The sequence below is a fragment of the Tannerella sp. genome (genome assembly GCF_052170195.1).
Lineage (GTDB): Bacteria > Bacteroidota > Bacteroidia > Bacteroidales > Tannerellaceae > Tannerella.
In genome coordinates this window covers 1-12,254 of sequence record NZ_JBQNAZ010000018.1, presented here as the reverse complement: position 1 = coordinate 12,254, position 12,254 = coordinate 1, and the positions used below count along the sequence as shown (strand labels likewise).

Annotated in this window: 12 protein-coding genes; all 12 read right to left on the bottom strand. The window is 50.8% G+C overall.

Features of this window, described 5'->3' with window-relative positions; genetic code table 11:
- Nucleotides 1–1,428 carry a tetratricopeptide repeat protein gene (locus ACTTKA_RS06635; protein ID WP_442724417.1) on the bottom strand — a complete coding sequence of 476 codons (1,428 nt, stop codon included), beginning with the start codon at nucleotides 1,426–1,428 and terminating at the stop codon, nucleotides 1–3.
- Nucleotides 1,429–1,514: 86 nt separating this feature from the next.
- Entirely contained in the window at nucleotides 1,515–2,414 is a 900-nt protein-coding gene (gene miaA / locus ACTTKA_RS06630) for a tRNA (adenosine(37)-N6)-dimethylallyltransferase MiaA (protein WP_442724416.1), read from the bottom strand.
- A gap of 3 nt (nucleotides 2,415–2,417) precedes the next feature.
- The gene (locus tag ACTTKA_RS06625) at nucleotides 2,418–2,978 is read right to left on the bottom strand and encodes an IS1096 element passenger TnpR family protein (RefSeq protein WP_442714419.1); all 561 of its coding nucleotides are present in this window, start codon (nucleotides 2,976–2,978) and stop codon (nucleotides 2,418–2,420) included.
- 18 nt (nucleotides 2,979–2,996) lie between these two features.
- Nucleotides 2,997–3,779: an acyl-ACP--UDP-N-acetylglucosamine O-acyltransferase gene (gene lpxA, locus ACTTKA_RS06620; RefSeq protein WP_442714420.1), complete on the bottom strand. Its 783-nt coding sequence runs from the start codon at nucleotides 3,777–3,779 to the stop codon at nucleotides 2,997–2,999.
- Nucleotides 3,780–3,782: 3 nt separating this feature from the next.
- Nucleotides 3,783–5,168 carry a bifunctional UDP-3-O-[3-hydroxymyristoyl] N-acetylglucosamine deacetylase/3-hydroxyacyl-ACP dehydratase gene (locus ACTTKA_RS06615; protein WP_442724415.1) on the bottom strand — a complete coding sequence of 462 codons (1,386 nt, stop codon included), beginning with the start codon at nucleotides 5,166–5,168 and terminating at the stop codon, nucleotides 3,783–3,785.
- A 12-nt stretch (nucleotides 5,169–5,180) separates the two neighbouring features.
- Nucleotides 5,181–6,218 carry a UDP-3-O-(3-hydroxymyristoyl)glucosamine N-acyltransferase gene (gene lpxD / locus ACTTKA_RS06610; RefSeq protein WP_314749297.1) on the bottom strand — a complete coding sequence of 346 codons (1,038 nt, stop codon included), beginning with the start codon at nucleotides 6,216–6,218 and terminating at the stop codon, nucleotides 5,181–5,183.
- Nucleotides 6,219–6,390: 172 nt separating this feature from the next.
- Nucleotides 6,391–7,179 (bottom strand): hypothetical protein, encoded by a 789-nt coding sequence (locus ACTTKA_RS06605; RefSeq protein WP_442724414.1) that lies wholly within the window; start codon nucleotides 7,177–7,179, stop codon nucleotides 6,391–6,393.
- A 57-nt stretch (nucleotides 7,180–7,236) separates the two neighbouring features.
- Nucleotides 7,237–8,061 carry an orotidine-5'-phosphate decarboxylase gene (pyrF, locus tag ACTTKA_RS06600; RefSeq protein ID WP_442724413.1) on the bottom strand — a complete coding sequence of 275 codons (825 nt, stop codon included), beginning with the start codon at nucleotides 8,059–8,061 and terminating at the stop codon, nucleotides 7,237–7,239.
- Nucleotides 8,062–8,118: 57 nt separating this feature from the next.
- Complete coding sequence (gene prfA, locus ACTTKA_RS06595; protein WP_314749300.1) at nucleotides 8,119–9,231, bottom strand: peptide chain release factor 1; 1,113 nt, start codon at nucleotides 9,229–9,231, stop codon at nucleotides 8,119–8,121.
- Between the two features lie 54 nt (nucleotides 9,232–9,285).
- Nucleotides 9,286–10,452, bottom strand: coding sequence for an AIR synthase-related protein (locus ACTTKA_RS06590; RefSeq protein ID WP_442724412.1), 1,167 nt, complete (start codon nucleotides 10,450–10,452; stop codon nucleotides 9,286–9,288).
- Nucleotides 10,449–11,186, bottom strand: coding sequence for a glycoside hydrolase family 73 protein (locus tag ACTTKA_RS06585; protein WP_442724411.1), 738 nt, complete (start codon nucleotides 11,184–11,186; stop codon nucleotides 10,449–10,451). Before ACTTKA_RS06585 ends, ACTTKA_RS06590 begins: the two co-directional genes overlap by 4 nt.
- A gap of 7 nt (nucleotides 11,187–11,193) precedes the next feature.
- The gene (locus tag ACTTKA_RS06580; RefSeq protein WP_442724410.1) at nucleotides 11,194–12,168 is read right to left on the bottom strand and encodes a glucosaminidase domain-containing protein; all 975 of its coding nucleotides are present in this window, start codon (nucleotides 12,166–12,168) and stop codon (nucleotides 11,194–11,196) included.
- Nucleotides 12,169–12,254: the final 86 nt, after the last annotated feature.

Sequence of the window (12,254 nt, the reverse complement as noted above, 5' to 3'; positions counted from 1 at the left end):
TTATTTCTTTAATGTATTGTTTTCGGCATTACGTGCCTTTTTCTCCCACTCTTTCACTTGTTGGTGTAACTCGTCAAGCCTTTCTTCGTTTTTCAGGATCACCGGTTTTAGTTTGGTTCGAGTGTCTCCGTCCCCCTTAGCGTAAGCGCTATAATCGTTGGTCAGCCGTTCTTCGAGTGCTCCGATTTGTTTCTTCAGTCCTACCGCTTTTTCGTAAAAGGCTCTGGCATCGGCACTGCGAATCTCACCCCATGTAGAATAGACGGTACGGTCGTTCACGATAAACTCGATCTCTTTTTCCGCTTTTTTTTCGCGAGAGGTGCTTTCTGTTTTGGCCGATGTGATGAGGGTTGTATAGTTGCGGCCGTCGGCCCATGTCTCTTTAATCGATCTCAATGCGGCCAAGCGACGGAGTTTTTCCGCATTAATCCCTTCCGGTATCCGTTTCCGCGATTCGTCCGGGATAAACAGGTAGAGGCAAACCTTTCCTTCGGGCTGGTTTCGATCGGAAGCGAACCAACCTATTCCTTTGGCTTCGTCGATGACCATCATGTAATCGTTGGCCGGCGAATTAAACGGCATGCTTAGTTGTTCGGGCGAGAGGTAACTGTTTCCATCGATGCTGTAACGTGTGATAAACAAGTCGTATCCTCCGATCGAACCGTTCCCTTTCGATGCAAAGTAGAGCGTACGTCCGTCGCCCAGCACGAACGGGTAATTGTTGTCGGCCGAATCGTTCGGGAGGATCGGCTTCTCGTCCGCCCAGTCATCCATCAGTTTAGACTGTGTAAAAAGGGCGAATGTTCCGTTCTTTTTGCGGCCGTAGTAAGCCTGGTCACCTTTCGGACTGACGTACACAGGCGATGCGTTTTCGCCTGAAGCAGGAAACACGTTCTCGTAAGGTCGTATCTCGCCATTGTCTTCGTGCAGGAAATAGGTTGAGAGCAGATCTTCCTTATCGACGACCATACTGTCAATTATCTGCACGAGCTCAGTATTATTCCTCATGCGAAGCATCCGTTCGGTCCCTTCCAGAAGCGCTTCGTATGGTTCCGTGTCGGTTTTCTTTTTCGCCAGCAAGGCAATATAGTCTTCCCACATCGGTACTGCCTCATCGAAGCGATACGTGTCGGTGTAGAGAAGGGCAAGATACCGGTACGACTCGGCAGCTTTTCGCTTGTTGGCAACGAGCAGATGTTTTTCGGCCGTATCGAGGTCGCCCGTTTCATAGCAACATACGCCGTACCATAGATTGTAGGAGGAATTATTGGGCGACTGGGTCACCAGCCGTTCGAAGGCGGGTTTGGCCTCCTCGTAATGCCCTTCGTTATACAGTTTTTTGGCTTGATCGAGGCTTTGAGCATTCGCTCCCAACGCGATGCCGGCAAACACGATCAGTCGGGCTATTTTCCCGGTTAATGATTTCATACGAAAATAAGTTGCAAAATTGTTCGATTCCCCAAAGATAGCCATAAATTTTTATCTGCTGCTATTCCCGGGCGAATTTTCATCCCTCACAGTCCGTTTTCGGCGAGGAAAGCAAAGATATCTTTCGTATCATTGGGGTGAAACCATCGGATGGATTCGTCGCGCTTGAACCACGTCATCTGTTTGCGAGCGTATACGCGGGTGTTACGTTTGATTTTGGCGACGGCCTCATCGAGTGAGCAGAGACCATTGAGGTAAGCGAACAATTCTTTATATCCGACGGTATTCAGTGAGTTTAAGGCTCTATGCGGGTAGACTCGTCGCACCTCGTCCAGAAGGCCGTTGGCCATCATCTGGTCGACTCGCCGGTTGATCCGCTCAAATAACTCCTCGCGGGGGCGCATCAACCCGATTTTCAGGATACGGAAAGGACGTTCTTTAACCGTGTTTGTACGGAAGGAAGAGTAAGGTTGCCCCGTCATGCGGCAAATCTCGACGGCATGGAGCACGCGTCGATGATTCTTTCGGTCTACCTCGTCGTAATGCAGAGGATCGGATTGTTTCAGTTCGTCGAGCAGAGGAGCCAGCCCGCCTTGTTCATACTCGTTCCATACGGCTTTGCGGATATCCGGTGTGACGGTCGGTATGTCGTCGATTCCCTTGCATACGGCATCGATGTACATCATCGATCCGCCCGTCATCAGCACGGCGCGATGTTGTTTAAACAGTGTTTGCAGAAGTGACAGCGTATCTTCTTCAAAGCGGCTGGCGCTGTAATAGTCTGTCAGTTCAAGTAAGCCTACCAGGTGGTGTGTCACGGCAGCACGTTCGTCTGCGGTAGGTGCTGCCGTTCCGATGACGAGGTCTTTATAGAGTTGGCGCGAGTCGGCCGATAAGACGGCCGACCCCATGCGTCGTGCGATGTCCAGACTGAGCGCCGTCTTACCGACACCGGTAGGGCCGAGTAAGACGACGAGCGTATTCATTGTTTAATAGCGTTCGTCGTAGAGGTTACCCATCGACTCTTCATCAAATCCTTCGGTGTCGGTCGTACTCAGTTCGTCGTCATTAAACTCCGCATCGCCATAAAATTCTTCGCCCAGATCGAGATTTTTCTCGATGCTTTTCTCCAGTTCATCGGGCGAGAGGATCTGCACGGGCGGTTTGCCCACAGCCAACGAGCAGACGGCTTCTTTGAGGCTCTGTCCGGTGATGATTTCGCTAAGTTCCATGAAGAAAGCCCGCTCCGTCATATAATCGAAGACATACAGCAGTTTCTGGTGTTCGTCTTCAAGCAGTTCTTCGAGCAGCGTATCTTCCATCAGGTAGGTATCTACTTCGGCCGGAGCTCCCATATCGATCAGGGTGATTTCATTTTTCTTGCTCCAGTCGTCGTCGCAGATAAAGAACGAGCACATCTCGTCTTTTCTGAATTTCACGGCGTCTGCGATCGCATGGTGTAAGTCGAGGAAAGTCGCTTCCGAGCTAATCTTTATTTCGCGTCTGAAGTCATTGGCCTCGTCCGACAGTAATAAAAAACGGTATACCATAATATGCTTAATAACTTTTTATTCGTCAATAGAACCTCTCACGATACCGCGTTTGGATGACTTGATAAAGTTGAGAATCAGGTCGCGTTCCTTGCTCGGTTCGTATTCTGTTTCGATGGCCAGCAGGGCATCGGTATTGTTCAGTCCGCGCGTATATAACGTTCGGTAGATATCCTGAATCAGGAAGACCTGCTGGTTGGTGAAGCCGCGCCGACGAAGCCCGACAATGTTGATGCCACAATATGCGATCGGGTCGCGCCCGATAAGCGTATAGGGCGGAATATCTTTGCCTACGCGCGAGCCTCCCTGTATCATTACGTGTTGTGAGATACGGGTAAACTGGTGGACGAGTACGCTGCCACTGAGTATGGCGAAGTCGTCAATCTCCACTTCGCCGGCGATCTGTGACGCGTTCCCGATGATGATGTTATTTTTCAGTTCGCAATCGTGCGCAATGTGCGAGTAAGCCATCAACAGACAGTTGCTTCCGACCACCGTTTTACCTTTTGAGGCCGTGCCTCTGTTGACGGTCACGCATTCGCGCACGGTAGTATGGTCTCCGATTTCGGCAGTCGTCTTTTCTCCGGCAAATTTCAGGTCTTGCGGAATCCCTGAGATCACGGCACCCGGGAATATTTTACATCCTTTCCCGATGCGTGAACCTTCGAGTATCACGGCGTGCGGGTAGATATGACAATCATCTCCGATGACTACGTCTTTTTCGATAAAGGCGAACGGTTCGACGGTTACATTCTGCCCTATTTGGGCTTCGGGATGTACAACGGCTAAGGGAGAATGCATGATTTATTTGTTTTTAATAATTTGAGCCATAAACTCGGCTTCGCAAACGACCTTTTCGCCCACGAAGACGTAACCTTTCATCGTTGAAACACCTCGACGTATCGGCGCCAGCAGCTGGAGGCGGAAGATGAGCGTGTCTCCCGGCACGACTTTCTGGCGGAATTTCACACCGTCGATTTTCATAAAATACGTAGAGTAGCGTTCCGGTTCATCGACGGAGTTCAACACGAGCAGCCCTCCGGTTTGCGCCATGGCTTCGACCAGCAGAACACCCGGCATGACCGGTTCCTGAGGGAAATGCCCTTGGAAGAACGGTTCGTTGACGGTCGCATTTTTGATCCCTACGATATGGTCTCCTCCGATTTCGATGATCTTATCGACCAGCAGGAACGGGTAGCGATGGGGAAGTAACTCGCGGATACGGTTGATGTCCATCAAAGGTTCGCTGTTAGGGTCGTAGATCGGAGCTTGCACGCTGTTGAGCTTAATATCTTTGCGAATCAGTTGAGCCAGCTGATTATTGATTTTATGTCCGGGACGAGTGGCGATGATATGTCCTTTGATCGGTTTTCCGATAAGAGCTATATCGCCGATCACGTCGATCAGTTTGTGTCGTGCCGGTTCGTTTTCGCTGGTCAGGGGTTTGTTGTTGATGTAGCCCAACTCCTGCACATCTTTACGGGGCAGTCCCAGCTCGTCGGCCATGCGGTCTAATTCTTCCTGAGGCATTTTCTGATCGTAAATTACGATGGCGTTATCGAGGTCGCCTCCTTTAATCAGGCCATTCTGGAAAAGCATGTTGATTTCGCGCACGAAAACGAACGTGCGTGAAGCAGCCAGCTCGTCGGCGAAGCAGTTGAGGTCTGTCAGTGAGGCATACTGGTTGGAGAGTACGGGTGAATCGAAGTTGATCAGCACGTTGACGCTGAACTTGTCGTCGGGAAGGATGAGGAGAGACGCGCCTGTCGCTTCATCTTTCACTTCGATTTTGCGGCGTACGACGTAATAATCGCGCGGAGCATTCTGTTCGGTCAGCCCGACGTTCTTGATGCCTTCGGAGAAGGGGAGCGCGCTGCCGTCGAGAATGGGAAATTCGGGCGCGTCGACTTCGATCAGGCAGTTATCGACTTCCCATGCGTAGAGGGCAGCCATCGCATGCTCGATAGTGCTGACCTGTACATTGTTTTTACCAATGACCGTGCCCCGTTGTGTATGGATCACGTTCTCGGCTAATGCATCAAGGACGGGCTGTCCTTCGAGGTCAGTACGTTTGATCTTGTATCCGTGATTTTCGGGGGCAGGCTTGAACGTGATATGGATGTCCAATCCCGTGTGAAGTCCTTTTCCCTGCAAGGAAAATTCGGACGCGAGTGTCTTTTGCTTGTGCATCGTATTATCTGTTTATTGTTTTTTCTGTTTCAGTTCGTCTATTTCTTTCTTCAGCCGGTTCAATTCGACGTACATCTCCGGCAATTTGCGGTAGATGATACCGGAACGGAAGAAGTTTTTGAGAGGTATGGCAGGCGAACCCATGACGCGCGAATGAGCTTCGATATGACTGATGATACCGGACTGTGCACCGATTTGCGTGTCGTCGCCGATATTGATATGTCCGCCGAGACCCACTTGTCCGCCAATCATGCACCGGCTGCCTACCTTCGTAGAACCGGAGATGCCTACTTGAGCCGCCATGACAGTGTTTTCGCCGACTTGGACGTTGTGCGCGATCTGGACGAGGTTGTCGAGCTTAACACCTTTACGGATAACGGTCGAATTCATCACCGCGCGATCGATGGTCGTATTGGCACCCACTTCTACATCGTCTTCAAGCACGACATTACCGAGTTGCGGAATCTTTTTATACTCGCCGTTTTCGGGGGCAAACCCGAATCCGTCGGAACCGATGACGGCCCCGGCGTGGAGAATACAGTTCTTGCCGATGACGCAGCCGTCGTAAATCGTGACGTGGGGATATACAATCGTATGATCGCCGATCGTCACATGGTCACCGATATAAGCGTGCGGGAAGATACGGCATCCCTCGCCGATGGTAGTATTTTCGCCGATGTAGGCAAACTCTCCCACATAGCCATCTTTCCCGACACTGGCCGAGGCGGCGATAAAAGCCGAGGCGGCGGTACCCTTTTTCGGTTCGTTCCGCTGTTCTACCACATTGAGCAAGGCAGCCAGCGCGGCATACGCATTGGGTACTCTGATGAGCGTCGCCGCTACGGGTGCCGAGGGGCTGAAATCATTGTTAACCAGAACGAGGCTGGCTTGGGTGCCGTAGATATAATGTTCGTATTTGGGGTTGGCCAGAAAGGTGAGTGTACCCGGCTGTCCTTCTTCGATCTTTGAGAAATTATGTACCTTCACGGCCGGATCTCCCTCTATCGTCCCGTTTAGAAAATCAGCTATTTGTTGAGCCGTAAACTCCATTCGCTTTATTTGTTCTTTATGTAAATTAAAGTCCACAAAGATACTAAAAAATTGAAACTGCCTATATTTTGCGCTGAATAATTACGTTTTCGCGACGGATATTTTCTGTCGTTACGGGCTGGGGCATACGGTATGTGTGCATGCTTTGCGGAAGCATACGATGTATGGAGCATTACGGGTCTAAGAAAAGCTCGACGGCATGGTCGTAATCGAGGTATTCTTCCGCGCCTTCGTCATCGTTATATCCGGGACGGTAGAGGTAACACTTTCTTTCTTTGATATCGTAAGAGAAAAAGCCGAGGGTCTCGATTCTGGGGGCATCGTCGCTGTCGAGAAAGAGACGTGCGCTGTACGTTGAACTTTCACCGTCGTCCGGTGTACTGTCGAACATGATGCGTACATGCATTCCGGGATAATCTTTTTTCGCATTGCGATACATTTGGGTCGAGAAGAGAAGGCACGAAACGATGTCTTCCTCACTCTCGGGTTTGGCCATGAACGAAAATTCTTTCACTACACGGGACTTGAGGCGTTTGTTCGTGACGTCGTCACTCTCACAGTAGATGTTCCATTCGTCCGATTCGTCTTTGCGGAAGTAAAGCAGGCCTTGTACGACGCTCTCTTTACCGTCCTGAAGCGTTATTTTGGAGAACGACGAACGGTAAATCGCGTCGGTCAGGCGTTCTACCTTGATGTCGCCGTCGATGCGTTGCGTGAATCCGGGATGATTCTTCAGATACCCTTTTTTCAGCCTGACGGCTCTTGAGGGTGAGATCATCGTCCCGTAAAGATGGAGATGATATGCGTAGAGCGGCTCCAGTTCGGCCAGTCGGGCGGCTGTATGCGCGTCGTTCCAGGCGTGTGTCAGGGCGCGGAGCTGTTCTTCCGTATCATGCTGCCCCCGCATCGAAAGAGTAGGCAGCATGAACGCGATGAGCAAAAGGAATATTCGATGTTTCATGGATGTTGTGTATGTTGGATGAATCAATTCGGTTATGTGAACTTTTCGCGTGTCGCCTTACAGGTATTCGTCCAGATAGCGGGCCATTTGCTCCTGCACGGCTTGTGCTTCACGACGGGCGGCTTCGGCAAACGCTTCCGTCCGGTCCGCGTACAAAATAGCGCGAGAGGAGTTCACGATCAGTCCGCAGGTCTTGTTCATTCCGTAACGGCATACTTCTTCGAGCGAACCGCCCTGCGCGCCTACGCCCGGAACGAGCAGGAAGTGATTCGGGGCGATGCGGCGAATGTCTTCAAACATCCGTCCCTGTGTGGCTCCGACAACGTACATCATTTGTTCGTCGTTGCCCCATTGCTGCGACTTGCGCAAGACGCGCTCGAAGAGCTTTTCCCCGCAAGCGTCGTCCGTCAGTTGGAAATCGTGCGATCCTTTGTTCGACGTGAGGGCAAGCAGAATGACCCATTTGCCTGCGTAGCCGAGAAAAGGCGTAACACTGTCTTCGCCCATATACGGGGCGATGGTCAGCGCGTCTACCTCCGTTTCTTCAAAAAATGTACGGGCATACATGGCCGATGTATTTCCGATATCTCCCCGCTTGGCATCGGCAATGATGAATTGATCGGGGTAATGCTCGCGCACGTAGCGCACCGTTTTTTCAAACGCCATCCAGCCATTCACCCCGTAGCATTCGTAAAAAGCCAGATTGGGTTTATAAGCGATGCAGTACGGCGCCGTGGCATCGATAATGGCTTTGTTGAAGGCAAAGATCGGATCGTCTTCTTTCAACAGATGCGGAGGGATTTTTTGTAGATCCGTATCCAGCCCGACACAAAGAAAAGACGCCTTGCGCCGGATATTCTCAAATAATGTTTGTTTGGTCATAATCATTTTTGTCAGTTTATTCAATTTATATTCGGTTTGATGAGTGGAGAAACGGTTCTACAGCTCGCTGTCTTTTATCCGTTCGGCATTTTCGGCAACGATGAGGCGGTCGATGCAGTCCTGTATATCCCCGTTCATAAAAGCGGCGAGGTTGTAAATCGTATAATTGATGCGATGGTCGGTGATGCGCCCTTGCGGGAAATTGTAGGTGCGGATTTTGGCAGACCGGTCACCTGTGGAAACCATCGTCTTGCGACGCGAGGCAATGTCGTCGATATACTTCTGATGCTCCTTGTCGTAAATGAAGGAGCGCAGACGGGCGAGGGCGCGCTCCTTATTCTTCGGCTGGTCGCGCGTCTCGGTACATTCGATGTGGATTTCTTCCACGATACCGGTCAACGGGTTCTTCCAGTTGTAGTTCAGACGCACGCCGGACTCCACCTTGTTGACGTTCTGTCCACCCGCGCCACTGCTGCGGAACGTGTCCCAGCGGATTTCTCCTTCGTTAATCTCGACATCGAACTCATCGGCTTCGGGGAGCACGGCTACCGTGGCGGCCGATGTATGCACCCGTCCCTGCGTCTCGGTCTGAGGTACGCGCTGTACGCGATGCACGCCCGATTCGTACTTGAGGACGCCGTATACCCCGTCGCCGGTGACGGTGAAGATGATTTCCTTAAAGCCGCCCGACGTCCCTTCGTTGCAGCTCGATACGGCAATTGTCCAGCCTTTCGTCTCGCAGTATTTCGAGTACATCCTGAACAGATCGCCGGCAAACAACGCCGCTTCATCGCCTCCTGTGCCGCCGCGAATCTCCACAATCGCGTTTTTCGCGTCTTCCGGATCGGCGGGAACGAGCATCAACTTGATTTTCTCCTCACACCGGGGGATTTTTTCTTCACATTCGGTCATTTCTTCACGTGCCATCTCCTTCAGGTCGGGATCGCTCTCGCTCATCAGGATGCGTTTGCTTTCGTCAAGGTTGCCCAACAGGTTTTCGTACTCCTTTTTGGCCGCGATAAGGTCTTCCAGACTTTTGTATTCTTTCGTCAAACGAACGAAACGCTTCTGGTCGGCGATGACTTCCGGGTCGGTAATCAGCGTAGAAACTTCGTCGAAGCGTCCGGTAAGGCCTTCGAGTTTTTGAAGCAGGGAATGATGATCTGTCATCTAAATAAAAGGTATAATGATGATGAAAAATGAAACGTGACGGAGGCCCTTACTTTAATATGTAAACTCGCCGAACTCGCTTCGGATGATTAACTCTTTCTTTTCTCCCGGCTCGACGCGTCCTATCACCTGCGCGTCGATGCCGAACGATTTGGATATGGCAATCACCTCGTCCGCTCTTTCGGGTGCGAGGTAAATCTCCAGTCGATGGCCCATGTTGAACACTTTATACATCTCCGCCCAGTCTGTTCCGCTCTGTTCACGGATGAGGCGGAACAGCGGTGGCACGGGAAAGAGGTTATCTTTAACGACGCGTACCTGATCCACAAAATGCAGGATCTTTGTCTGCGCACCGCCCGAGCAGTGTACCATGCCGTGTATCTCACCACGCATCGTATCGAGCAGCTTTTTCACTACCGGCGCATACGTGCGGGTGGGAGAGAGCACCAACTTTCCGGCATCGAGGGGTACGCCGTCTATGGTATCGGTCAGCGTCATGCCGCCCGAGTAGACCAGTTCGCGAGGTACCGCCGCGTCGTAACTTTCGGGGTATTTTTCGGCCAGATAGCGGGCAAAGACATCGTGCCGCGCGCTCGTCAGACCGTTGCTCCCCATCCCTCCGTTGTACACCTTCTCATACGTGGCTTGTCCGAACGATGCCAGCCCGACGATCACATCGCCGGGACATATACGCGCATTATCAATCACATCGCTGCGGCGCATGCGGCAGGTAACTGTGCTGTCGACGATGATCGTACGCACCAAATCGCCGACATCGGCCGTTTCACCACCGGTGGCATAGACGCCTACACCCATATCGCGCAGCTCGTCCAGCAGCTCGTCCGTGCCGTTGATAATGGCTGAGACCACTTCTCCGGGGATAAGCATTTTATTTCTGCCGATCGTGCTTGATACAAGGATATTGTCGATCGCGCCTACGCAGAGCAGGTCGTCGATATTCATGATCAGCGCGTCTTGTGCGACACCTTTCCACACGGAGAGATCGCCCGTCTCTTTCCAATAGAGATAAGCCAGTGACGACTTGGTTCCGGCGCCGTCGGCGTGCATAATGTTGCAATACTCCGGATCTCCCCCCAATATATCGGGGATAATCTTGCAAAAGGCTTTCGGATAAAGTCCTTTGTCGATGTGTTTAATGGCGTTGTGTACATCTTCTTTCGATGCGCTTACGCCGCGTTGCATGTATCGTTGGTCGTTCATCGTTTATGTTGTTTTTTAGAAGTCGATGTCTGTTTTTTTGCACTTGAGGCCGTTTTTTTTGTGGCTACCACGGGCTTGGCGTGCGTTCCTTTTTTGGTCGTGCTCCGAACTTTCGAGACCGTAGTACCGGATGCGGGACGGGCTGCCGGCTGTTTCAGGATCACGGGCGGATCGGTTTCTTTCGCCGTATCGAAGTAATACAGCCCGTATTTTTCAATTAGCCCGATCAATTTGACGGCGTAGTGCGGATCGGTCGCGTAGCCACATTTCTTCAAACCGTGTGCCCATGATTTATAGTCCGTTGTCCTTAACCGGAAGAGTGGCTTATAATGATCTCGTCCGGTGAGAAAAAGAGAATGATCTTCGAACGATTCTTCTACTCTCACATATTTTCGAAACGCCTCCTGTTTCAGGTCGTCGTCCTTGCAGATACAAGGCCCTTTCCAGTTCTTACACTTAATTCCAAAATGGTTGTTGCCCGCCAGAGCCAAATAGCTCTGCCCTGCGCCCGATTCCAACACTCCCTGCGCCAAAATAATGCTGGCAGGGATATTGTGCTTGCGCTGCTGCCGGATAGCCGTCTTGTAATAAGTCCGGATATACTCTTCGCAGACCGACGGGTTGAGTTTCTCCGGCAGTGGTGAAAGCAGCGTGCCGGTCATGCAGCGTGCCGGCCCTGCGACAAGAATTCCTATTAAAAAGGTGTAATAATATGTGCGAAAGCGATGTAGCATTGGTTCGTTATCTGAGTTTAAGCGTTTCTCCTTCTGCCGGAACATAATCCGGGTCTTTGTAATTAAGTTTGTAAAGACTCTTCACGCGTATGCCGTAATATTGCGAAATGCTGTGCATCGATTCGCCAATCTGTACCTGATGAAAAAGGTTCGGCATTTCGGCCTTCTTCTTTTTCTTTTCCAAATAGATGATGTCGCCTTGGCGGAGCGGAAAATCTTCTGGGACTTCGTTATATCGTGCCAGATCTTTTGTCTTGAATCCCAAATCATCAGCGATTTGAGAGAACGAATCGTCATATCGTGCGATGGTATAAATCAACCCGTATGTCTTGTAAATATTTCGGGGGAGCAATCGTTTTCCATCGTTAGCAGGGGAGGTTTTCTTTTGTGGCGATTCCTTTTCGAGTTTCTTCTTCGATGCTTTCTTCTTCGACGACGACGAGGCTTTATTTCCGCTTTTCCCGCCCATGTCGTAAAGATACAGTTCGTAATCTTCGATCAGTTTGATGAGTTTGTTGGCGTATGCCCGATCGGTGGCGTACCCGCACTGTTGAAGTCCTTTAGCCCATCCCCGGTAGTCTTTTTTATTCAGCGTAAACAGTTTGGCATAGCGTGAACCTTCGGACAGGAAACGGGAATGATCTTCGTAAGAATCCGTGACCGATCTATATTTGCGGAAGCATTCGTTTCTTAAATCGTCGTCGTGATACGTCTTTTTACCTTTCCAGTCTCTATGACATTTGATCCCGAAGTGATTATTCGCCTCTATAGCCAGCTTTCCCCGACCTGCACCCGACTCGATAATCGCCTGAGCCAGCTTGATACTGGCTGGAATATTGTATTTCTTCTCTTGCTCAGCCGCCAGATGATTGTACTGATCAATGTACTGTTCGTACGATGCGATCTTACGCTGCCCTGAGGCCTGCCAAATAACCGTAAGCCCAGTCAACAATACGAGTACCTGTCGGGTATATTTGTTCATAGTCAATATACTTTCTTCGGAATTAAGGATGCAAATTTAGATAAAATCCTCGAGATTTTACACCGGGCAGATAAAAACACCAGGCC